Annotated in this window: 23 protein-coding genes; 11 read left to right on the plus strand and 12 right to left on the minus strand. The window is 70.5% G+C overall.

Going from position 1 to position 22499, the window contains the following annotated elements:
• Window position 1 precedes the first annotated feature (1 nt).
• A complete protein-coding gene (locus D581_RS0105230; protein ID WP_026290230.1) occupies window positions 2-1003 on the plus strand; it encodes a LuxR C-terminal-related transcriptional regulator in 1002 nt (333 codons plus the stop codon).
• A 118-nt stretch (window positions 1004-1121) separates the two neighbouring features.
• Here the strand turns inward: D581_RS0105230 and D581_RS0105235 are convergent, their stop codons facing one another.
• Window positions 1122-2792 carry a fumarate hydratase gene (locus D581_RS0105235; protein WP_018956174.1) on the minus strand — a complete coding sequence of 557 codons (1671 nt, stop codon included), beginning with the start codon at window positions 2790-2792 and terminating at the stop codon, window positions 1122-1124.
• Between the two features lie 193 nt (window positions 2793-2985).
• On the opposite strand from D581_RS0105235, the gene D581_RS0105240 reads away from it, so the two are divergent.
• Window positions 2986-3678: a DUF1707 SHOCT-like domain-containing protein gene (locus D581_RS0105240; protein ID WP_018956175.1), complete on the plus strand. Its 693-nt coding sequence runs from the start codon at window positions 2986-2988 to the stop codon at window positions 3676-3678.
• A 184-nt stretch (window positions 3679-3862) separates the two neighbouring features.
• Window positions 3863-4237 (plus strand): WhiB family transcriptional regulator, encoded by a 375-nt coding sequence (locus tag D581_RS0105245; protein ID WP_018956176.1) that lies wholly within the window; start codon window positions 3863-3865, stop codon window positions 4235-4237.
• Between the two features lie 120 nt (window positions 4238-4357).
• On the opposite strand, the gene glpX is transcribed toward D581_RS0105245, so the two are convergent.
• The gene (gene glpX / locus D581_RS0105250) at window positions 4358-5389 is read right to left on the minus strand and encodes a class II fructose-bisphosphatase (RefSeq protein ID WP_018956177.1); all 1032 of its coding nucleotides are present in this window, start codon (window positions 5387-5389) and stop codon (window positions 4358-4360) included.
• 158 nt (window positions 5390-5547) lie between these two features.
• Between glpX and D581_RS0105255 the strand changes: the two genes are divergently transcribed.
• Window positions 5548-6096, plus strand: a complete 549-nt coding sequence (locus tag D581_RS0105255) for a DUF4245 domain-containing protein (RefSeq protein ID WP_078625624.1) — start codon at window positions 5548-5550, stop codon at window positions 6094-6096.
• A gap of 183 nt (window positions 6097-6279) precedes the next feature.
• Here the strand turns inward: D581_RS0105255 and D581_RS0105260 are convergent, their stop codons facing one another.
• From D581_RS0105260 to D581_RS0105275, 4 genes are all read right to left on the minus strand, one after another.
• Window positions 6280-6870, minus strand: a complete 591-nt coding sequence (locus D581_RS0105260; protein ID WP_018956179.1) for a malonic semialdehyde reductase — start codon at window positions 6868-6870, stop codon at window positions 6280-6282.
• Between the two features lie 266 nt (window positions 6871-7136).
• Window positions 7137-7382 carry an exodeoxyribonuclease VII small subunit gene (locus tag D581_RS0105265; protein WP_018956180.1) on the minus strand — a complete coding sequence of 82 codons (246 nt, stop codon included), beginning with the start codon at window positions 7380-7382 and terminating at the stop codon, window positions 7137-7139.
• 222 nt (window positions 7383-7604) lie between these two features.
• Window positions 7605-8816 carry an exodeoxyribonuclease VII large subunit gene (gene xseA, locus D581_RS0105270; RefSeq protein ID WP_018956181.1) on the minus strand — a complete coding sequence of 404 codons (1212 nt, stop codon included), beginning with the start codon at window positions 8814-8816 and terminating at the stop codon, window positions 7605-7607.
• A 173-nt stretch (window positions 8817-8989) separates the two neighbouring features.
• A complete protein-coding gene (locus tag D581_RS0105275; protein ID WP_018956182.1) occupies window positions 8990-10474 on the minus strand; it encodes an amino acid permease in 1485 nt (494 codons plus the stop codon).
• 93 nt (window positions 10475-10567) lie between these two features.
• Between D581_RS0105275 and D581_RS0105280 the strand changes: the two genes are divergently transcribed.
• Window positions 10568-11557 (plus strand): 4-hydroxy-3-methylbut-2-enyl diphosphate reductase, encoded by a 990-nt coding sequence (locus D581_RS0105280; protein WP_199787771.1) that lies wholly within the window; start codon window positions 10568-10570, stop codon window positions 11555-11557.
• A 38-nt stretch (window positions 11558-11595) separates the two neighbouring features.
• A complete protein-coding gene (ppgK, locus tag D581_RS0105285) occupies window positions 11596-12348 on the plus strand; it encodes a polyphosphate--glucose phosphotransferase (protein ID WP_018956184.1) in 753 nt (250 codons plus the stop codon).
• A 125-nt stretch (window positions 12349-12473) separates the two neighbouring features.
• Here the strand turns inward: ppgK and D581_RS0105290 are convergent, their stop codons facing one another.
• A complete protein-coding gene (locus tag D581_RS0105290; protein ID WP_018956185.1) occupies window positions 12474-13034 on the minus strand; it encodes a DUF6542 domain-containing protein in 561 nt (186 codons plus the stop codon).
• 445 nt (window positions 13035-13479) lie between these two features.
• On the opposite strand from D581_RS0105290, the gene ychF reads away from it, so the two are divergent.
• The 3 genes from ychF (at window position 13480) to D581_RS0105305 (ending at window position 15760) form a co-directional block, all read left to right on the plus strand.
• Complete coding sequence (gene ychF, locus D581_RS0105295) at window positions 13480-14568, plus strand: redox-regulated ATPase YchF (RefSeq protein WP_018956186.1); 1089 nt, start codon at window positions 13480-13482, stop codon at window positions 14566-14568.
• 527 nt (window positions 14569-15095) lie between these two features.
• Window positions 15096-15347 carry a type II toxin-antitoxin system VapB family antitoxin gene (locus D581_RS0105300; protein ID WP_018956187.1) on the plus strand — a complete coding sequence of 84 codons (252 nt, stop codon included), beginning with the start codon at window positions 15096-15098 and terminating at the stop codon, window positions 15345-15347.
• Window positions 15344-15760, plus strand: a complete 417-nt coding sequence (locus D581_RS0105305) for a PIN domain nuclease (RefSeq protein ID WP_026290231.1) — start codon at window positions 15344-15346, stop codon at window positions 15758-15760. Before D581_RS0105300 ends, D581_RS0105305 begins: the two co-directional genes overlap by 4 nt.
• A gap of 107 nt (window positions 15761-15867) precedes the next feature.
• Here the strand turns inward: D581_RS0105305 and D581_RS01000000136875 are convergent, their stop codons facing one another.
• The 5 genes from D581_RS01000000136875 to D581_RS0105325 form a co-directional block, all read right to left on the minus strand.
• Window positions 15868-17085 (minus strand): hypothetical protein, encoded by a 1218-nt coding sequence (locus D581_RS01000000136875; RefSeq protein ID WP_018956189.1) that lies wholly within the window; start codon window positions 17083-17085, stop codon window positions 15868-15870.
• Entirely contained in the window at window positions 17082-17876 is a 795-nt protein-coding gene (locus D581_RS0105315; RefSeq protein WP_026290232.1) for a toll/interleukin-1 receptor domain-containing protein, read from the minus strand. The genes D581_RS01000000136875 and D581_RS0105315 overlap by 4 nt, the downstream gene beginning before the upstream one ends.
• A gap of 232 nt (window positions 17877-18108) precedes the next feature.
• Window positions 18109-19164 (minus strand): NsdA family TPR-like regulatory protein, encoded by a 1056-nt coding sequence (locus D581_RS0105320; protein ID WP_486585808.1) that lies wholly within the window; start codon window positions 19162-19164, stop codon window positions 18109-18111.
• Window positions 19047-19562, minus strand: a complete 516-nt coding sequence (locus tag D581_RS1000000141940; protein WP_486585799.1) for a helix-turn-helix domain-containing protein — start codon at window positions 19560-19562, stop codon at window positions 19047-19049. The genes D581_RS0105320 and D581_RS1000000141940 overlap by 118 nt, the downstream gene beginning before the upstream one ends.
• An 81-nt stretch (window positions 19563-19643) precedes the next feature.
• On the minus strand, window positions 19644-20660 hold the full coding sequence (locus D581_RS0105325) for a hypothetical protein (RefSeq protein ID WP_018956192.1): 1017 nt from the start codon (window positions 20658-20660) through the stop codon (window positions 19644-19646).
• Between the two features lie 188 nt (window positions 20661-20848).
• Between D581_RS0105325 and D581_RS0105330 the strand changes: the two genes are divergently transcribed.
• Complete coding sequence (locus tag D581_RS0105330; RefSeq protein WP_018956193.1) at window positions 20849-21286, plus strand: NfeD family protein; 438 nt, start codon at window positions 20849-20851, stop codon at window positions 21284-21286.
• A gap of 60 nt (window positions 21287-21346) precedes the next feature.
• Window positions 21347-22456: an SPFH domain-containing protein gene (locus D581_RS0105335; RefSeq protein ID WP_026290234.1), complete on the plus strand. Its 1110-nt coding sequence runs from the start codon at window positions 21347-21349 to the stop codon at window positions 22454-22456.
• The last annotated feature ends 43 nt before the right edge of the window (window positions 22457-22499 follow it).

Consider the following 22499-nt stretch of genomic DNA (forward strand, 5'->3'; position numbering starts at 1 on the left):
TGTGAAGGACGATCATTCCCCCTCACCGGTATGTGATTGCCGTGAATCACCCTCGGACCGGTCGATACCGGAACAACCCTGCGAGGCGGCGCTCGCGGCCTATCGTCGTGCGCTGACGGAGGGCCGCCTCCCGGCCGGCGCCGCGCCCTCCTGCCTGCGGTCCCTGCACCTGATGGTGGCCGACCAGGAATCACCCGGCCACCTCATCCCCGTACCGCCGGAGACCGCCTCGTTCGCCGCGCTCGCCCCGATCGAGGAAGCGATCGTCGAACAGCGCCGCACCCTGCGCTCCGCCCGCGCCACCCTCGCCGCCTTCGAGGGGCTCTACGCCGAGATGCACCGGCAGGAACGCCCCGCCCTCACCCGCCTCTCCGGCACGGCCGTCATCGGCAAGGCCCTGGACGCCGGGGTCAGCGGCTGCCGCGCCGAGGTCCGCACCGCCCACCCCGGCGGCGGGCGCCCCGCCCACGTCCTGGAGCAGTCGCTCCCGCGCGACCTGGGCAACCTGCGCCGCGGCATCCGGCAGCGCACCCTCTACCAGCACACCGTCCGCTCGGACCGCACCACGCTCGCCTACATCGAGCAGGTGACCGCCGAGGGCGCCGAGGTCAGGACCCTGGCGGAGGTCGCCGACCGGTTCATCGTCTTCGACCAGGACCTCGCCCTCATCCCGTTCTCCGACGAACCGCACACCGCCCTGCGCGTCCAGCACCCGTCGCTGGTCCGCTTCCTGGCCCGCCACTTCGACGAGGCGTGGTCCCGGGCGGTCCCGGTCCGCCCCGAACGCGCGCCGCTGCGCACCCCCGTCGTCACCTCCGACCTCCAGCGCACCATCCTCCAGGCCGTCGTCAACGGCGAGACGGACGCCGCCATCGCCCGCCGGATCGGCATGAGCCGCCGCAGCGTCGCCGAGCACATGCGCAAGGTCTCCGAACAGCTGGGCAGCAACAGCCGCGCGCAGCTGGGGTATCTGGTCGCGACATCGGGCCTGCTGGACGGCTGAGAACGCACGGGTGGGCGGCCGATAACGCGCGGGAGGGCCCGTCCGCGCGGACGGGCCCTCCCGGTGACGACTACGGCCTGTCCCGCCGGGAACAGCGGCACAGCCCTCAGGGGCGGGGTCAGCCGAGCCCCGGCCCCCGCACCGGAATGCTGGTGAACGTCGGAGCCGGAGCGGGCTCGGTGAAGAAGTCGTTGCCCTTGTCGTCGACGACGACGAACGCGGGGAAGTCCTCGACCTCGATGCGCCAGACCGCCTCCATGCCGAGCTCCTCGTACTCGACGACCTCGACCTTCTTGATGCAGTCCTGGGCGAGGCGGGCGGCGGGGCCGCCGATCGAGCCGAGGTAGAAGCCGCCGTGCGCGCCGCAGGCGTCGGTGACCTGCTTGCTGCGGTTGCCCTTGGCGAGCATCACCTTCGAGCCGCCCGCCGCCTGGAACTGCTCCACGTACGAGTCCATCCGGCCGGCCGTCGTCGGGCCGAAGGAACCGGAGGCGTACCCCTCGGGCGTCTTCGCCGGGCCCGCGTAGTACACCGGGTGGTCCTTCAGGTACTGCGGCATCTCCTCGCCCGCGTCGAGGCGCTCCTTGATCTTGGCGTGCGCGATGTCGCGGGCCACGACCAGCGGCCCGGTCAGCGAGAGCCGGGTCTTGACCGGGTACTTGGTCAGCTCGGCCAGCACCTCGTCCATCGGCCGGTTGAGGTCGATCTCCACGACGTCCCCGCCCGCCCCGTCGAGGTGCTCGTCGGTGGTGTCGGGAAGGAAGCGCGCCGGGTCCTTCTCCAGCTGCTCCAGGAAGACGCCCTCGGCGGTGATCTTCGCGGTGGCCTGGCGGTCGGCGGAGCAGGATACGGCGATGGCGACGGGCAGGGAGGCCCCGTGCCGGGGCAGCCGCACCACGCGCACGTCGTGGCAGAAGTACTTGCCGCCGAACTGCGCGCCGATACCGATCCGCTGCGTCAGCTCGAAGACCTTCTCCTCCAGCTCCTTGTCCCGGAAGCCGTGCCCGGTGGGCGAGCCCTCGGCCGGCAGCCCGTCCAGGTAGTGCGCCGAGGCGTACTTGGCGGTCTTCAGCGCGAACTCCGCCGACGTGCCGCCGACCACGATCGCCAGGTGGTACGGCGGGCAGGCCGCGGTCCCCAGCGAACGGATCTTCTCCTCCAGGAACTTCATCATGGAGGCCTCGTTCAGGACGGCCTTCGTCTCCTGGTAGAGGAACGACTTGTTGGCCGAGCCGCCGCCCTTCGCCATGAAGAGGAACTTGTACGCGCCGCCGTCGGTGGCGTACAGCTCGATCTGGGCCGGCAGGTTGGAGCCGGTGTTCTTCTCGTCCCACATGGTCAGCGGGGCCATCTGCGAGTAGCGCAGGTTGAGCTTGGTGTACGCGTCGTAGATCCCGTGCGACAGGGCCTCCTCGTCACCGCCCTCGGTCAGCACGTTCTGCCCGCGCTTGCCCATGACGATCGCCGTACCGGTGTCCTGGCACATCGGCAGGACACCTGCGGCGGCGATGTTCGCGTTCTTCAGGAGGTCCAGCGCCACGAACTTGTCGTTGGAGGACGCCTCCGGGTCGTCGACGATCCGGCGCAGCTGCGCCAGGTGGGCCGGACGCAGGTAGTGCGAGATGTCGTGCATCGCCTCGGCGGCCAGGGTGCGCAGCGCCTCCGGCGCGACCTTGAGGAACGTCCGGCCGTCGGCCTCGAAGGTGGAGACGCCCTCGGCGGTCACCAGACGGTACGGCGTGGTGTCCTCCCCCAGGGGGAGCAGATCGGAGTACGCAAACTCTGCCATGACGGCCATTCCTCACTCGGCGACGGCGGCTGACCTCCCTCGGGCAGCGCATCCACCAGGGTAGAGCGCCGCCCCCGGGAGGATCCTGTGAGGTAAGGCTCACCTGGATGCCGCCCCGGACGGCGGGTGCGGGGCCGGGGCGCGCCGGTTGGAGGGGTAGTCGCGATCTATCGCGTTTGGGTACGCTGGGGCGGTGGACCTAGAGAAGCAGCCCCAGCAGCCCCACGCGCCGGCCGCCCGGCCGCCCGCCGAAGCCCTGGACGGCGATGGCATCCGCGCCTCCGACGCCGACCGCGACCGGATCGCGGACATCCTGCGGGAGGCGATGGCCGAGGGTCGTCTGACGGCGGACGAGCACGCGGAGCGGATCGACCTGGTCTACCGGGCCAAGACCGTCGGCGAACTCCAGCCGATGGTCCGGGACCTGCCCGCCGCCTCCGGTTCCACGGCCCGCCCGGAGTCCCAGCCGTACGCCTACGGCCCCGAGGCCCCCGACGGCCCCGCGGAGAATCTCGTCGCGGTCTTCAGCAGCGCCAACCGCAAGGGCCGTTGGCGGGTCGGCGGCCGGACGAACGCCTTCGCGCTCTTCGGCAGCGTGGAGATCGATCTGACCGAAGCGCTTTTCGGCCAACGCCTCACCGTCATCAATGCGACGTCCATCTTCGGCAGCGTCGACGTCCGGGTGCCGGAGAACATTTCCCTGCGCGGCAGCGGTACGGGCGTCTTCGGCAGCTTCGAAGTGCGGACGCTCGAATCGCCGGATCCGGAAGCACCGGTCGTCGTGGTCAACGGCTATTCCGTGTTCGGAAGCGTGGAAGCCAGGCCGAAGCGGGGCAAGTTCGTCGCGGACCTCCAGCAGCGGCTGCGCAAACATCTCGGCTACTGAATACGGCGGGGCGCACGACATACAGCGGGGCGCGCGACCTCCGGTAATCGGCCATAAAGCCGCAGGGGCGCATTACGGTGCGCCGCGCGCTGGTGCCACTCAGTGCATAGGCGTACGCACAGCGGGTAGGGAGTGCTGCATCGACTCTCGCTCGCGAAGCCGTAGCCGTCGTCAGGAGTAGACCGTGCTGCAACCGCCGCATCAGCCTCTGCAGGTCGCCGCCGTTCCGGCCCAGCGGACCCCCGCCCGGGAGGACGACGCGGGCCCCTGGCATTCCGATGCGGCCTGCCGCCGCGACGAGGCCGGCCTGTTCTTCGCGCCGTCGAAGGAACCGACCGCTGCCCGACTGGCCCGCGAGGACGCCGCCAAGCGGGTCTGCTCCCGGTGCCCGGTCATGGTGGAGTGCCAGGAGCACGCGCTGATGCAGCCCGAGCCGTACGGGGTGTGGGGCGGGCTCACCGCCGCGGAGCGCCGGGTGGCGCTGGCCCGGCGGCGACGGCGGGACATCGAGTTCACGGCCGCCGCGACGGCGTCGGAGCACATAGCGGCGGCGGGCTGAACGAGTCCCCGCCCGCGGAATGCGCGCACGTGCGACGGGGAGGGGTGCGGGGAGCGATGGCCCGCTCCCCGCACCCCTCCCCGTTCCGGCAGCTGTGCTGGTTGCCGTGCTGGTTGCCGGCTACTTCGCGCGGTCGAAGTCGATGGCGCTGTAGGCGCGCAGCTTCGACAGCCGGTGGGTCGAGGAGATCGACCGGATCGTGCCGGACTTGGAGCGCATCACGATCGACTCGGTGGTCGCCGTCTCCGCGCGGTACCGCACACCGCGCATCAGCTCACCGTCGGTGATCCCCGTCGCCACGAAGAACACGTTGTCGCCGCTGACCAGGTCGTCGGTCGACAGCACCCGGTCCAGATCGTGGCCCGCGTCCAGCGCCCGCTGCCGCTCCGCCTCGTCCTTGGGCCAGAGCTTGCCCTGGATGACGCCGCCGAGGCACTTTATGGCGCACGCCGAGATGATGCCCTCGGGCGTCCCGCCGATGCCCATCAGCAGGTCGACGCCGGTGCCCTCGCGGGCCGCCATGATCGAGCCCGCGACGTCGCCGTCGGAGATGAACTTGATCCGCGCGCCCGTCTCCCGGATCTCCTTGACGATGCCCTCGTGCCGGGGCCGGTCGAGGATGACGACCGTGACGTCCTCGGGCGTGGAGTTCTTCGCCCGTGCCACACGCCGGATGTTGACCGACACGGGCGCGTTGATGTCGACGAAGTCCGCCGCCTCGGGCCCCGTCACCAACTTGTCCATGTAGAAGACCGCGGACGGGTCGAACATCGCGCCCCGGTCGGCCGCCGCCAGCACGGCGATGGCGTTCGGCATGCCCTTGGCGTTGAGCGTGGTGCCGTCGATCGGGTCGACCGCGATGTCGACCTCGGCGCCGGTGCCGTCGCCGACCCGTTCGCCGTTGAACAGCATGGGGGCTTCGTCCTTCTCGCCCTCGCCGATGACGACGACGCCGTTCATCGAGACGGTCGAGACGAGGGTCCGCATGGCCTTCACGGCGGCGCCGTCGGCGCCGATCTTGTCGCCGCGGCCCACCCAGCGCCCGGCAGCCATGGCGGCGGCCTCGGTGACCCGGACCAACTCCAGGGCCAGGTTGCGGTCGGGGGCCTCCGGGGAGACCTCCAGTTGGGACGGCAGATGATGCTCGGACATCGGAGCGCACCTTTCTGTACGGCGACGACCGGATATGAGGGTGCTGTGACTCTATCGGTAGGTCGATAAAATGAGCAGGCCGGGTCACGCATGAGCGCTTCCGGGGGTGCGACCGTGAGCGGCACCCTGCGGCCGGGCGTGTCCGGCCGCGTGCCACCATGGATCCCGTGGCAAGCAAGCGAGGCAAGCAGACAGTCCGGGACATGCTCCTGTCGACCTTGGTGATCGCCGCCTGCGCGGGCGTCATCTACCTGTTCATCCCGAAGGACGAGCACGCCGACCCCCTCAAGGCCGTCGACTTCACCGTGGAACTGGCGACGGTGCGGACCGCCGCCCCTTACCCGGTGGCCGCGCCCGAGGGTCTGCCCAAGGAGTGGAAGGCGACCTCCGTCCGGTACGACGACGTCGCGGGCGACGCCTGGCACCTGGGCTTCCTCGACGCGGACCGCAGGTACGTCGCGGTCGAGCAGTCCACCGTCGCCGCGGGTACGTACGTCCCCGAGGTCAGCCGGAAGGCCAAGGACACCGGGCGCACCGAGACGGTGGCCGGCCGGGAGTGGCAGTACTGGGAGGGCGCGAAGTACAACGCCCTCGTCCTGCCCGGCAAGGGGCACACCACGGTGGTGACCGGCTCGGCTCCGAAGGAGAGCCTGGTCGAGATGGCCGCCGCACTGAAGACGACGCCGCCCGCCGCGCCGGCTTCCTGACGCACGGCCCGCGCCGAACCGCGTACGCGAAGAGGCCCCGGAACACCAGCAGTGCACCTGGTGTTCCGGGGCCCCTTCGCATACGGGCGGGCGGTCGGGCTCGGCCAAGCCACCGGACGGATCCTTCGACTCGGGCGGAGCCGGGGAGTGGGGCGGAGCCGGGAGTGGGGCGGAGCCCTGGGCTCAGACGGTCTTGACGACCTCGTCGAAGGAGAGGCGCGGGCTGCGCGGGAACCAGGCGTCCTCGCCCGGCTTGCCGATGTTGACGACCATCAGCGGGGTGTGGTCGTCGTCCAGGAACTCCTTCTGGATGCCCGCGGCGTCGTAGCCGGTCATCGGGCCGGCGGCCAGGCCGGCGGCGCGGACGCCGATGATGAAGTAGGCGGCCTGGAGCGCGGCGTTGAGGCCGGCGGCCGACTCGCGGACCGGGCGCTCCGAGAAGAACATGTCCTTGGCCTGCGGGAAGTGCGGGAGCAGCGCCGGGAGCTCCTCGTGGAACTCGTTGTCGGCGGCCAGGATCGCGACCAGCGGGGCCGTGGAGGTCTTCGGCTGGTTGCCCTCGGCCATGTGCCGCACCAGGCGCTCGCGGCCCTCGGCGGAGCGGACCAGGACGACGCGCAGCGGCGACTGGTTGAAGGCGGTCGGTCCGAACTTGACCAGGTCGTAGATCGCCTGGACCTGCTCGTCGGTCACCGGCTCGTCGGTGAAGGTGTTGGCGGTACGGGCCTCACGGAAGAGGAGGTCCTGGGCGGCGGGGTCGAGAACGAGGGACATCTGGTGCAAACCTTCCGAACGTACGCGGTGGGGAGAAGACCCGAACGTACGCCAGGGATAGGTTAACTTTCAACTAAAGCTTGGCGGGAGTGATCCATTGCACAGTGCATCTGTCTTGCGCGACGGCCTCCGGCCCGAGCGCGGACGCCCGCCCCGCCCCGCCCCGCGCCACCCCGGCCGCTGCCACCGCGCGGACCGTCACCGCGCAACCGCTGGGCCTGTGACCGCTGGGCGCGCGACCGCTGGGCTCGCGGGCGTTCGCTCGCTCAGCCCTGGTCGTCGTCCTCCTGCGGGCGGGCCAGGGCCGCGTCCAGCCGGGCGCGGGCGCCCTCCAGCCAGTGCCGGCAGGCCTTCGCCAGCTCCTCGCCCCGCTCCCACAGGGCCAGCGACTCCTCCAGCGTCGTGCCGCCCGCCTCCAGCCGGCGTACGACCTCGATCAGCTCGTCCCGCGCCTGCTCGTAGCCGAGCGTGCCCGTGGCGGCAGCCGCCGTCGTCCCGTCGTCGTCCGTCATGTGATCCACCCTAAGCGTGAGTTGTTACGACCATGTGGGCGCAGCGGCCCCCGCGATACGGTCGCCCGGCCGCGCTGCGTTCCTGTACCGGCTCCCCGGCCGCCCGGTTTTCCGGTCCCGGCGGGTGCGGCTCCCGGGCCGTCCCGCTCCCCGCTCCCCAGCGGTTGCGGCCGTCCGGCCTTCCGGCTCCCTCCGGCCTCACCCGTCCACTTCCCCCCGGCCTCACCCGTCCACCCGCACCGTGAACTCGCCCTCCGAGACCCGCGCCCGCAGCGGCTCGCCGGGCGCCCCGGCCTCCTCGGGGGAGCGGACCACGTGCCCGTCGGGCCGCTGGAGCACCGCGTAGCCCCGCTCCAGGGTCGCGGCCGGCGACAGCGAGACGACCCGGGCGAGCGTGTGCGACAGCTCCGAATCGGCCCGGTCCAGCAGATGGCCCAGCACCCGGCGACTGCGCCCCAGGAGCGCGTCCACCTCGGCCTCGCGCTCGTCCACCAGGCGGTGGGGCCGCTCCATCGCGGGGCGGCCCAGCGCATGCGCGAGCCCCCGCTCCTCACGGTCCAGCAGCCCCCGTACGGTGCGCAGCGCCCGGTCCCGCAACTGCTGCACCCGCTCCATCTCCTCGCCCACGTCGGGGACGACCTTCTTGGCCGCGTCCGTGGGCGTGGAGGCACGCAGATCGGCGACCAGGTCCAGCAGCGGCGAGTCGGGCTCGTGGCCGATCGCGGAGACCACCGGCGTACGGCAGGCGGCCACGGTCCGGATCAGCTGCTCGTCGGAGAACGGCAGCAGATCCTCGACGCTGCCGCCGCCCCGCGCCACCACGATCACGTCGACCTCCGCCAGCGCGTCCAGCTCCTCGACCGCCTGCACCACCTGGGCGACCGCGTTCACCCCCTGCACGGCGGTGTTGCGGACCTCGAAGCGCACGGCGGGCCAGCGGCGGCGGGCGTTCTCCAGGACGTCGCGCTCGGCGGCGGAAGCACGCCCGCAGACCAGCCCGACGAGCTGCGGCAGGAACGGCAGCGGCTTCTTGCGGTCCAGGGCGAAGAGCCCCTCGGCGGCGAGCGACTTCTTCAGCTGCTCCAGCCGCACGAGCAGCTCACCGATGCCGACCGGCCGTATGTCCGTCGCCCGCAGCGACAGCTGCCCCCGGGGGGCGTACCACTCGGGCTTGGCCAGCACGACGACGCGCGCGCCCTCCGTCACGACATCGGCGATCCGGTCGAAGACCTGCCGGAAACAGGTCACGCTCACCGAGATGTCGTGGGACGGATCGCGCAGCGTCAGGAAGACGACCCCGGCGCCCGGGCGCCGCGACAGCTGGGTGATCTGCCCCTCCACCCAGATGGCGCCGAGCCGGTCGATCCAGCCGCCGATGAGCCGGGACACCTCACCGACGGGCAGCGGCGCTTCCGCGGACGTGTTGAGAGCCATACGGGCGAGCGTATCGGCAGCCACCGACAGGCCCCCCGCCCCGCGCGGAGGCCCGCGTCGCCGGCACACCGCCGAAGTCGTACGGGACGCGAAGCCGTACAGGACGCGAAGCCGTACGGGACGCGCAGCTGTACGGGACGCGCAGCCGCACGGAACACCAAGGCCTGGCAGCCCTACGGGACCGGGGCCCCCTTTTCCGCGCCACCCGGGCCGTCCATGCCGCCCCGCCGGCCCGTCCCCTGCACCGCCAGCACCACGAGCCCCACCCCGAGCCAGCAGACGCCCACCACCTGGGAGGACGCCGTCGCCTCCACGATGACCGCGACCAGCACCCCCGCGCCGACCACCGGGATCAGGACGTGCCGCCACCACACCGGCGGGCCCTCCATCCGGCGTACGGCGAACCAGCCGACCACCGACGCGTGCAGCAGGATGAACGCCGTCAGCGCGCCGATGTCCACGACGGAGACCAGATGGTCCAGGCCGTCGTCGCGCCGGGCCGCCCACACGGCGGCCACCAGCGTCACGATCGCCGCGCACAGGATCGCCACCCGCGGCACGCCCGACGACGGGTCGACCTTCGCGAGGAAGTGCGGCAGGCGCCGCTCCCGGGCCATCGCGAAGACCAGCCGCCCGGCGGCGGCCTGCCCCGCCAGCGCGGCGAACGCGGCGCCGATCGCCTTGCTGACCGCCACCAGGTCATGCAGCCACGTCCCGACCGAGGCGTCCACCGCGTCGTAGAACGCCGACCCCTGCGCCGCCGGGTCCGCCGCCAGCTCCGCCGAGCTCACCGGCTCCAGCAACGCCGCCAGATACGACTGCGCCACGAACAGGACGCCGGCCAGCACCAGACAGAACAGCACCGCCCGCGCCACCTTCTGCGAGCCGCCCGTCACCTCCTCGGCGAACGAGGCGATGGCGTCGAAGCCCAGATAGGAGAGCACGGCGATCGACACGGCCCCCAGCACCGCCGTCATGGAGAACCCGGAGTCCCCCGTCAGCGGAGTCAGCCAGCCGCGCTGCGCCCCGTCCCGCACGAGGACGACCACGGCCGAGACCACGAAGACCAGCAGCACCACGATCTCCATGGCCAGCACCGCGAAGCCGACCCGGGCCGCCGCCCGCACGCCCCACAGGTTGAGCAGGGTGGTCACGAGCACGGCGATCGCGGTCCACACCCACCGCGAGACCTCCGGGACCAGCGCGTTCATCGCGATCCCGGAGAAGAGGTAGGCGACGGCCGGGATCAGCAGGTAGTCGAGCATGGCCATCCACCCGGCGATGAACCCCGGCCCTTCCCCGAGCCCCTTGCGGGCATACGTGAAGACCGAACCGGCGAAAGGGGCGACCCGCACCATCTGGGCGTAACTGAAGGCGGTGAACCCCATGACCACCGTGGCCACCACATAGACGAGCGCGACCGCGCCGCCGGACTTGGCGTCCAGGGTGCCGAACACCCCGACGGGGGCCATCGGGGCGATGAAGAGGAGCCCGTAGACGACGAGATCCCGGAATCCCAGCGTCCGCCGCAGCTTGCCCGGTTCCGTACTGCTGCCCGTACCGCCGCCGCCCGAACCGCTCCCTGTCCCGCTGCCCGCACCGCTCCCGGAACCGCTCCCTGTCCCGCTGCCCGAACCGCTCTCCGGCACCGACGCCATCGCCCCTCCATCACCATCAGCCATTTGTCGCGAACGCACCGTGACCAGTCTCCCGACCCGGCCGTCCTCGTGCCTGTTCGCCACGGCCTTACGATGGGACGCATGACTGCAACTCCTGCCCGTCGTGTCCTGCTCGCCGCACCTCGTGGCTACTGCGCGGGCGTGGACCGTGCCGTGATCGCCGTGGAGAAGGCCCTGGAGCAGTACGGGGCCCCGATCTACGTCCGCCACGAGATCGTGCACAACAAGTACGTCGTGCAGACCCTGGAGAAGAAGGGCGCGATCTTCGTGGACGTCACCGCGGAGGTGCCCGAGGGCTCCATCGTGATGTTCTCCGCGCACGGAGTCGCGCCCACCGTCCACGCGGAGGCCGCCGAGCGCAAGCTCGCCACCATCGACGCGACCTGCCCGCTGGTCACCAAGGTCCACAAGGAAGCCGTCCGGTACGCCAAGGAGGACTACGACATCCTCCTGATCGGCCACGAGGGGCACGAGGAGGTCATCGGCACCTCCGGCGAGGCCCCCGACCACATCACGCTGGTCGACGGCCCCGAGGACGTCGCGAACGTCGAGGTCCGCGACGAGTCGAAGGTCGTCTGGCTCTCCCAGACCACTCTCTCCGTCGACGAGACGATGGAGACGGTCGACGCCATCAAGGCGAAGTTCCCCAACCTCCTCTCGCCGCCCAGCGACGACATCTGCTACGCCACGCAGAACCGCCAGATCGCCGTGAAGAAGCTCGCCGAGGACGCCGAACTGGTCATCGTGGTCGGCTCCAAGAACTCCTCGAACTCCATTCGCATGGTCGAGGTCGCCCTGGACGCCGGAGCCCCCGCCGCCCACCTGGTCGACTTCGCCGACGAGATCGACGAGGCCTGGCTGGAGGGCGTGACCACGGTCGGTCTGACGTCCGGCGCCTCCGTCCCCGACGTCCTCGTCGACGGCGTCCTGGAATGGCTCCAAGAGCGCGGTTACGCGGACGTGGAGACGGTGAAGACGGCCGACGAGTCGATCACGTTCTCCCTCCCCAAGGAGCTGCGCCGCGACCTGCGCGCCGAGGCCGCCGCCCTTTCCGCCGAGTAGCCGGGCAAGGGGCCCGGCCTGCCCGTACCGTGGGTTCCATGGAGATCTTCGGCGTGGACATCGGCGGATCCGGGATCAAGGGCGCTCCCGTGGACCTGGACCGCGGAGACCTGGCGCGGGAGCGCCACAAGGTGCTGACACCGCACCCGGCCACGCCCGAGGGCGTGGCCGACGGCGTTGCCGAGGTCGTAGGTCATTTCGACTGGACGGGCCCCGTCGGCATCACCTTCCCCGGGGTCGTCACGGACGGCATCACGCGTACCGCGGCCAATGTCGACAAGGGATGGATCGACACGGACGCGCGCACGCTGCTGGGCGAGCGGATCGGCCAGCCCGTCACCCTCCTGAACGACGCGGACGCGGCCGGAGTCGCCGAGATGACCTTCGGCGCGGGCAAGGGCCGCGCGGGCACGGTCATCATGCTGACCTTCGGCACGGGCATCGGCAGCGCGGTCTTCAGCGACGGCGTGCTCGTCCCCAACACCGAGTTGGGCCACCTGGAACTGCACGGTCACGACGCGGAGAAGCACGCCTCCACGAAGGCCAAGGAGGACGGGGACCTCAGCTGGCAGCACTGGGCGCACCGGGTCCAGAAGTACCTGCTGCACGTGGAGATGCTGTTCTCGCCCGAGCTGTTCATCATCGGCGGCGGCGTGAGCCGCAAGGCGGAGAAGTTCCTGCCGCTGATCGAGAAGGTCCGGGCCGAGATGGTCCCGGCCCAGCTTCAGAACAACGCGGGCATCGTGGGAGCGGCGATGGCGGCGGCGGGCCAGGCACACAGCAAGGGCTGAACGGGCCGGACGGCACCACGGACCGGCCGGCACCACGGACCGGCCGGCACCACGGGCCGAACGACGTATGGGCCGGGTGACGTACGTGCCGGGGGACCCGGCAGCGGAGACGGGCCGAGAGCCGCTCAGGGCCGCTGAGGACGACGGGCCACCGCGCCCGCCGCCGGGGCCCCGGCCCGTACGGGCTTCGCCGCCGCGGCCCCGGCGGCGGCCCGGGGCGCCCGCTCGGGTGCGGTGCCACGCCCCTGGGCCAGCACATACCGTCGCCGGGCCCGCATCTGGCGCACCTTGCGTACGGAGGCGATGACCCCCGCGACCAGCGTCCCGCCGTACAGCCAGCCGGCGTGCACGGCGAGGGCGGTGACGAGGCCCATGGTCTGCCCGCCGAACCCCTCGGACCCCCCGGAAATCGGAAACACTCCGACGGCGAAGGCGATGGGCACGCTGATCGGCGCGGTGACCAGGTCGGCGGGCCGGACCCAGAGGGCGGTCAGAGCGCTGACGGGCAGGAAGAGCAGCCCGAAGACGAGCTCCGAACTGTCGAACAGCAGCCGGTCGACGCAGGCGAGCACGAACATGGTGAGGGCGGCGAACAGCCCGGCCCCGATCCCGGTGAGCCGGGGGTCGGGGAACCGCCGCAACGCGAGAACCACGGGCGGCACACCGCGCACCCGTACCCGGTACACGGCGGAACTCTCGCCGCCCGCCCGGCCCGGCGCGGGCGGGGCGGGCGCGGCCTGCGGCGGCTGCCTGCGCTGCGGGGGACGTGTCCTGTGCTGCTCCACCTGCACAACGTAGGTCGCGGGGGGCGGGGAATCAGGCGTTGGACACGCGCTTTGGCCGACCTTGGCGTTGCGTTCGATGTCACACGGCCGAAAGGCGCGCTGTCCGGGCCGGCGGAAGAGGCCCGGGCCATCGCACGGTTCGAACCGGGGGAGGGCCCGGGAGAGCCAGGGCCAGCGGCACGGCCCCACCAGCGGGCCCCAGTAGGAGGAACCCGTGAAACCGCACTGTCCGGGCTCGGGGGGCAGGCCCGTAAACTGGGGAATCGGTCCACTCCGGGACCCGGCCGAACAGCCGAGCCGGACCCGGACGCCCCTGACCCCCTCCTCACTCCAGGAAGTCGCCAAAGTGTCGCTCACGATCGGAATCGTCGGTCTGCCGAATGTCGGCAAGTCGACCCTGTTCAACGCCCTGACCAAGAACGACGTGCTGGCGGCCAACTACCCGTTCGCCACGATCGAGCCGAACGTCGGCGTGGTCGGCGTCCCGGACCCGCGCCTGAACAAGCTCGCGGAGATCTTCAGCTCGCAGCGGCTCCTCCCGGCGACGGTCGACTTCGTCGACATCGCCGGCATCGTCCGGGGCGCTTCGGAGGGCGAGGGCCTGGGCAACAAGTTCCTCGCGAACATCCGCGAGTCCGACGCGATCTGCCAGGTCATCCGGGCCTTCAAGGACGAGAACGTCGTCCACGTCGACGGCAAGGTCTCGCCGAAGGACGACATCGAGACGATCAACACCGAGCTGATCCTCGCCGACCTCCAGTCCGTCGAGAAGGCCGTCCCGCGCCTGACGAAGGAGTCCCGTCTCCAGAAGGAGAAGGTCGCGGTCCTCGCCGCGGTCGAGGAGGCCCAGAAGATCCTGGAGTCCGGCCAGACGCTGTTCGCCGCGGGCATCACGGCGGCCACCGAGAGGGGCCGGCTCCTCCACGAGCTGCACCTGCTCACCGTCAAGCCGTTCCTGTACGTCTTCAACGTCGACGAGGACGAACTGGTCGACGAGGACTTCAAGAACGAGCAGCGCGCCCTGGTCGCCCCCGCCGAGGCGATCTTCCTCAACGCCAAGATCGAGTCCGAGCTGATCGAACTCGACGACGACGAGGCGCTCGAACTGCTCCAGTCCATGGGCCAGGAAGAGCCCGGCCTCGCCACCCTCGGCCGCGTCGGCTTCGAGACCCTGGGCCTCCAGACCTACCTCACGGCAGGCCCGAAGGAAGCCCGCGCGTGGACCATCAAGAAGGGCGCCACGGCCCCGGAGGCGGCCGGTGTGATCCACACCGACTTCCAGAAGGGCTTCATCAAGGCGGAGATCGTCTCCTTCGCCGACCTGGTGGAGACCGGCTCGGTCGCCGAGGCCCGCGCGAAGGGCAAGGCCCGCATGGAGGGCAAGGACTACGTCATGCAGGACGGGGACGTGGTGGAGTTCCGCTTCAACGTGTAACGGGTGACGTACCACCACGTCGCTGATCTGGCAAACATGCAGTTCAGGAGGGGCTCGACTCTTCGGAGTCGGGCCCTTTGCTTTTTCCGGTACTGGGATGGTGCTGAGTTGCCGGCCCCGCGTCACCTGTCGTCATCCCTGGTCATTCGTACCGTGCCGGGTTTGCGTTGGGACGCGGATGCGCAGCCGGTGCCAGGTTCCAATCTGATGAGCCCTCCCGAGACTACGAGCCGATCGTCGCGGGGAGCGCAGCCTGCCGTGCCCGGGTTCGTTCTTGCCGGCTTCCCATGTTGTGCGGAGTGGCCGCTCCGGCAACATGGCGTCGATTCGTTCGCCGAGTCCCAGGTCAGGGAGTTCGTTCAGGGTCTCGCCCAGGGTTGCTCGCCGATCGGAAAGCTGATCAATCAGTCCAGGTCGTGCTCCCGGCTCTGATCGAGGCACCCTCGACGCGCTCCAGCATTTTGATGCCATTTCTTACTCGCGATTGATATCGTTGTTGGGGCGTCGAGCTGTGAAGGGGACAACTGATGGCCAGGACTGTGATCGATCTGGACGAGGAGATCGTCGAGCAGGCGATGCGGGTGTATGGGGTGAGGACGAAGGCCGCCGCAGTGCGGGCGGCCATGGAGGAGGGGGTGAGGCTGCGGCTGCGCCGGGAGCTGTTCGATGCCATTGACGATGGTGAGTTTGATGACGTGTTCGCGGAGATCCGGTCGCAGACGGGGCCGCGAAATCCGGACGGCTCGCTCAAGCGCGAAGGCGGGGCTTCGGCGGCGTGAAAGGGCGCTACCTCATCGACAAGTCCGCGCTGGCCCGCCGGGGCAAACCGGCAGTGCGGGCGCGGCTGGATGCACTGGACCGCGATGGACTCCTAGCGGTGTGCGCTCCGACCGAGTATGAGGTTCTGTATTCGGCGCGTGGAAAGCCGGAGGCGCTGCGTCTGCGTACTCTGCTCCGTGGTTTCGACTACTTGCCCTGCAATGACGCGGAGTTCGAGCAGGCGCTCGCGATCCAGGCGCTGGCGTTGAACGCTGGCTTTCACCGGGCGCTGTCGCTGGCCGACGTCCTCATCGCGGCAACGGCCGAACGGCATGGGGCCACGGTGCTGCACTACGACGGTGACTTCGACATGATCGCCTCGGTGAGCGGGTTGCAAGCCGAGTGGGTCGTGGAGCCCGGCACCGCCGACTGAGCCCTTTCCAACCTCAGGCTGAGGCGTGGTGAGGGACGAGGACGGCCTTCACGTTGCCGGTGATCCGGTCGGTGCTGCAGCGGAGCTTCCGTAGAGGTGCCAGCCCTTCAGGGGGTCATGGCCTGCCCGATGGCCAGGGACCGTTCGCCGTAGCGGACGACGACGTTCACCCGGTCGTCCGTGGTCAGGCCGTGGAGGCCGACGGCACGGCCGATCCAATCCCTGAGGTCGTCACGCACTCCGGGGAAGTTCGCCCAGAAGTACGCCCGTACCGCGTCGGCGTAGGCCAGCCGCTCGAACCGGAGCCGCCCGTCCGCGCCCCGCTCGACGCCGAGTGCCGCCAGCCGCTCACCGAAATCCGTCCGCGCGAGCTCGGTCGTCGTCTCTTCCTCGTGCCTCACCGTCCTCAGCAGGCCGTGCCACGCCTCGTAGACGGTATCGGCGTGGGCCTCCTCGAACATCGCCGTCGCGAGCAGCAGGGCCCGCTCGGGCGTGGCGCGGATCTCGGCCACCTGCCGGCCCACCTCACCCGCACGGTCGGTCACCGCGTGCATCGCTTGGTCGAGCCAGCCCGCGAAGTCCGCGCAGAACCGGCCGCTGTCACGAGCGGCCCTCACGAGCCCCGCGAGCCGCGCCAGTTCCCACATCGGGGAGCGGTCGCACAGACGTTGCAGGTCGGCGTTCCTGAGATCCGCGGAGTGGAAGACCATCCGGTCCATGCGGAGGTGCCGGGTGACGACGGCGACGCCCCGGGGGCGCCCCAGCGTCACCGTGTGCGGTTCGAGGTCCGGCGCGTGGGCGTGTTCCAGGCCCGAAGGCAGGACGACGACCAGGTGAGCCCCGGCCTCCGTGACTTGTGATCGGCGCATGGCCAGGAGACGCTGGGCCTTGGCGTACGCCTCTTCGTCGGCGATCCCGGAGAGATCGAGGAGGAAACGGTCGCCTGCGGCGGGTGCAAGGCGGGGCTCGTCCTTTTCCGAGGCGGGAAGTTCCTCGAAACGGGCCCCTTCCTCCTCGGCACCGCCGTTCTCGCCGAGCTTGTGCAGCAGCATGATCGCCGCGGCGCGGCGGCCGCTACCGGGCGGAGCGTCCAGAACCACCACCGACCCAGGCTTCTCCAAGCGGTCCGCAGCGATGCGGAAGCCTGCGGGACGGGCGAACCGGAGGGACAGACGTACCCGGTCCTCGCGGACGATCCGGAGGGGCTCGACCCCTTTGCGGATCATCCAGTCCGAGCCGGCGCCGTAGAAGACGTACTGGTGCCCCTCGCTGTTGTTCACCGGGCCGCGCGGATCGTTGACAGTGACGCGGTCCTGCTCGGTCATCGTTCGTCGTCCGAGCGTCGGCGCTCGCGCTCGAAGCGCTGGTGGACCGTACCGCTGTTGTCACCGGCCGTGAACTGGACCCCGGTGTTGTCCCCTTCGAAGTGGGGAGCGTTGTACTGATGCCCCTGACCGGTGTTCACAGGCCCCTGCGGCTCGTTGACGAAGGTGCCGGACAGGTCTCCGTTGAGGCTCCCGATGCCGCCGCGCACGCGCTGTTCGATGTCGCGCGTCCGCATCCTCGTGTGCCCGGGGTCCTGAGCTGGTGTCTTGCGGGACTTCGCCTCCGCCCCCTCCCGCGACGCCCGGGCGTCGCGGTCCACCGCGCCCAATTCGGGCAGCAGCCGGGCGAGGGAGTCGCCGAGCGCCGTCCGGTCCGCGTCGGCGTTGCGGTGGTCGAACCGCCTGTACTGGCAGTCCGCCAGCTCGCGCAGATCGTCCGGGAGGACGGCTGGATCGATCCGGGTGGCCTTTCCGACGAGCACGGGGATCACGAGGATGCCGCGGTCGAGCGCCGTCTCGATCTCACGGCGGGTCCAGTCCTGCTCCGATTCGATGGCGGGGCGGCCGTCGGCACCCCGCACCTCGGTCCAGCGCGGGCCGGTAACAGCGAGAAGCGCCTCGCAGTCCTCCATCGCCCTGACCAGTTCCGCCGGGAAGCGCTGTCCGAGCTTGATCGAGTTGCTGTCGAGAAAGATCCGATCCTTGCCGAACCGCCGGATGAGCTCTCGAGCGATCATGGCTGCAGAGGATTCCTCATCGCCAGTTCGGTAGTTGACGAAGATTTCGGGCATGAAGGGTCCCTTCGTGAGAGAAGACGGAGGCTTGGTGGAACCCGGCCGTGATGCCTCGCCCGTATGACGGCAGGGCGTCCGTAGCGATGGAGGCGCGTCACCGATCGCGGGCAGCCCGAATATTCGGGGCGCCGTGCCCTCAGTCGGGCGGGAACAGACGGTCTCGGGACGGTGGGGTCCAGAGAGCCGACGAGGCCGGGAAGCCCGGCAAGCTGGTTGGTTCGAGCCGGCGTCAATCCTGGGCAGGGGCGAGTGCTCGTGCCAGCGCCGGCTGTAGATCGCACACGGCCCGGCTGCTCCGGGACTGTGAGAGTTCCCGTGCCAGACGTCGGATGTCGCTGTTCACGGTGGCCGAGGGCACGGCCGGCATCATCCCCAGGAGCTCCCCGGCGATCGCGCATGCGTGCTCGACCTCTCCGGAGGCGGCGTGGGCCAAGGCCCTGCGAAAGCCGTACCGGGTGCGATTGCGCAACGCGTGCGGCGGGAGGCGGCGGCACTCCCGGTCCAGGACCTCGGCGGCAGCCTTGGGGCGACCGAGGTCGTGGAGGCACCAGCCGGTGATCATAGCCACCGGGTCGCTCACATGGGTGGTGCCGATCACAGGCCCGGCGCTGCTGTGGAGGTCCTTGCTGTCGAGCAGCTCCCGTGCCCTGTCGAGGCTGCGGCGGCAGGCACGTTCATCGCCGACGAGCGCGTGTCCCTGTGCCTCCTGCTGGGCCGCGAGCCCTCGGATGCGTGGCGGGATTTCGCCGCTCTGAGCCCGGCGGGCGAGCGTGACGGTGTCTGTGGCGTCTCCGCCATAGAAGGCGACCAGGGCACGTCGTACGAGCGCGTAGGCGCCGAGGTACGGATCACCTCCGGCGCGTGCCAGTGCTGCGGCCTCGTCGGTCCAGCTGAGAGCGTCGTCGTTGTTACCTGCCTCCTGGGCCATCCAGCCGGTGAACTCCGCGAACCGCGACGCGAGCAGGAGTGCGGGGACCTGAGTGGCGGACGGGGGGCCGGCGGCCAGCCCGGCGAGCGTGCGCGTCTGAGTCTCCAGCAAGGGAAGCAGGACCTTTGGCGCGGTGGACTGACCGAGGTCGCGCAACTGGTCGAACTGCGTACGGAAGGAAGTGAGGAGTGGGTCTGCAACGGAGGACGCCTGACTGCCCAGTTTCAGGCCCAGGTCGATCAGTGACCCCGTACCCGCCGCGAGGACCGTCCTGCGCCCGACGGACCAGAGGCTCGGAGCGGCGGGGGATTCAGTAGTGCCCGGGTCGCTCTCGGGACGGACGACCAGGCTCTGCAGCTCGCCGTTGGCACCGAGGAAGGCGTCGCACCGCCGTGCGAGGTCAGGGGACGCGGAACGCTCCCCCGCTCAACCTTGCTGAGGTGCCCCTTGTCATACGTGAGCGCCATGGAGAACTCGGTCAGGCTGAGCCCCGCCTCCAACCGTAATCGGCGCAGTTCCGGGCCAAAACGTAAATTCGCACTCACCGTTGACTCCCTTGGGCGGCGACCGTGAGAGCTGTGTGCCCTCACGGGGACTCTCGTCCGATGTTCAGTTGGATGGCGCGGCGACCGATGACGAGCACCCTTGGTGACGGAGTCGTTTCGCTTCGCATCCGAGATCGAGTCTGGCACGGGGGGTGCCTCAGTAAGCAGGGTTCGGCGGCGTTGCCTGTTGCCTCTTCCGCTGGTTCTCATCGGCTCTGGCCTGTCGGCCGCCCGTGGGACGGGAGCGAGTGGCGGGTGAGCTGACTTCGGCGCACGTCACGGTGTGCTCCGTCAAGTCACCGGGCATCCGTGCCGTGTACGAGAAGCGTTCGCGAAGGCTGTCAGCAGGCGTTGCCTGTCGTCGAGCCGGACAGTGCTCCGTACACCCTTCTCGGAGTCCGGCATCGGCAGTTCCTCGAACTTGAAGTACGCCGGCCCCAGCGCGCCCCCGCACGGATGCGACCGCATGGCAGCACCCTTCACGCTACCGGGGTAGCGCTTGTCCAGGTACGTCTCCTGCAAGGCGGACGGCCCGTAGTACGCGGTCAGGCGGACGCGCTTGCCCTTGGCCGGCAGCTTCAGCGAGCACTCCTCGGTGAGCGCGCGGCCGGCCGGCATCTCCGAAGCCGTCGTGAGGCGTAGCCGGGCCGCGTCCCGCGAGGGGACGACGCCCTGGCAGGTTCCCGTTGCCCGGGTGACGGAGAGGGTCCGCCATGCGGTGCGGTCCACGGTCGAGGGGCGCTGCCCGAGGGCCCCTTCGCAACCGAAGCGCTCCGCCGCGCGGCGCGCCGACTCGGTGGTGAAGCGGGCCACTTGAAGCACCTGCTCGGCGGAGAGTTCTCTGATGTCCTCGCGCGCCGAGGCCAGGACGAGGAGACCCTTGCCGGGCAGCGGCGCGCAGTCGACGAGCACCGCTGCCTCGGGGTGGCGCCCGGCGCTGAACGAGCCGTTCCAGCCGTGTCCGATCGGTGCCGCCCCGGGATTCTCCGCCGCACCGGCGGCGCGATGGGCCGCCGCCGGACGGAGGGTCAGTTCGAGCCGTACGCCTCCGGATCCCTCGCCCCGGGCCCACGCCGAGCAGAACTCGGTCGCGTGGCCCACCCACTCCCCGGTGTGGCCGCGGAACTCCAGCTCGGCGCCGCCGAAGAACGTCCCGGCCTCCTCGACCGCCAGCGCCCCCCGGCAGTTCTCGGCGGGGTCCTTGCCCGAGTCGTCGCCCCGGAGGCCGAAACCCCAGATCAGTCCGCCTGCCGTGAGCGCCAGGACGATCGCTGCCGCTGCTGCCCTGGTCCGTCGTCGTCCGGTCATGGCTGCTTCCTTCTCGGACGCGGACGGGCCTCCTGGCGCGCCCCGGGCACCCGCGTCTCAAGGGCTTCCGCCGTAGCTTCCTTGCCGCCGCCCACGGGCTTCGATCGTAGATCGGGCACCCCGGACGGTTCCGCCCGGGGTCGAAAGGGGTAAGTAGCTGAAGAGGTCCCCTTGGGGAGGCTGATTCGATGCCGTGGTTCGCTTGGCTGCTCGCCGCCGCGGCGCTCGGCGCTGCGGAGTTCTTCACCCTCACGCTGGTTTTCGGACTGCTGGCCGGCGCGGCGTTGGTCGCTGCCGTTGTCGCGGGTGTGGGCATCGGTCTGCTCGGTCAGCTCGTGGCGCTCGGACTGGCGGCGGTGGCCGGCCTCGCCCTCGTCCGTCCCGTCGCGCTGCGGCACATGGCGCAGGGCCCCCTGACCCACGAGGGCAGCGACGCGCTGATCGGCAAGCGGGCCGAGGTCATGCAGGAGGTGACCGCGACCCACGGCCTGATCAAGATCTCCGGCGAGGAATGGTCCGCCCGCGCTCTCGACGAAAGTCTGGTGATCCCGGTGGGCGCTCTGGTGGACGTCATGGAGATCGAAGGCGCCACAGCCGTCGTGTATCCCCGCGAGCTCCTTCCATGAACGGCTGAACACGCAGCGCGGGAGTACACGGGAAGACCGTAGGGGGACGTAGGAGGAAGAATGGATCCGGTTGTCATCCCGATTCTTGTGGCGGCGATCGTCGTCGTCTTTCTCGTGGCCGCCACCGTACGCATCGTTCCGCAGGCGCGCCGCTACAACATCGAGCGGTTCGGCCGGTACCGCCGGACGCTGCAGCCCGGCCTGAACTTCGTCCTGCCGGTGGCGGACCGGGTCAACACCAAGCTCGACGTGCGTGAGCAGGTGTATTCGTCCGACCCCAAGCCGGTGATCACCGAGGACAACCTCGTGGTCAACATCGACACCGTGCTCTATTACCAGATCACCGACCCGCGGGCGGCGGCCTACGAGGTCGCCGACTATCTGCACGCCATCGATCAGCTCACCGTGACCACCCTGCGGAACGTCATCGGCAGCATGGACCTGGAAGGGACGCTCACCTCGCGTGAGGAGATCAACGCCCGGCTCCGTGCCGTCCTCGACGACGCGACCGGGAAGTGGGGCATCCGGGTCAACCGCGTCGAGATCAAGGCCATCGATCCGCCGAACACGATCAAAGAGGCGATGGAGAAGCAGATGCGGGCCGAGCGTGACAAGCGCGCGGCCATCCTGCACGCCGAGGGCGAGCGGCAGGCCAAGATCCTCACCGCGGAGGGTACGAAGCAGAAGGACATCCTGGAGGCGCAGGGTACGCAGCAAGCCATGATCCTCCGGGCGGACGGCGAGTCGAAGGCGGTGGAGCTCGTCTTCCAGGCCGTCCACCGCAACAACGCCGACGCGAAGGTGCTGGCCTACAAGTACCTGGAGACGCTCCCGCATCTGGCGCAGAGCGACAACAACACCTTCTGGGTGATCCCGGGCGAGCTGACCGAGGCGATCCGCACCGTCACCAGCGCGTTCGGCGACCAGGCGTCGAGCACCGGGCCTCCGCCGGGCGCGCAGCGCGAGGACGCGACCGAGGCCGACGCCTCGGACAAGGACCACGTCGGGGCCCCGGAGGTCGAGGCGAACTCCACGCTCGCGCTGGACGCCGTCGCGGCCGCCGACGAGGCCGCGAAGCAGGCCGCCGTCGCCGTGAGCGACGCGAAGGCGGAGGCGGAGGCGGCGGGAGAGACGCGGCTGCCGGGGCGGGGGCCCGCCTCCGGCGGCTGAGCGGCGGGCTCGCCTCCCCGCGGTCCCGGCCGCTGTGGGGAGC

The organism is Streptomyces sp. CNB091, from assembly GCF_000377965.1.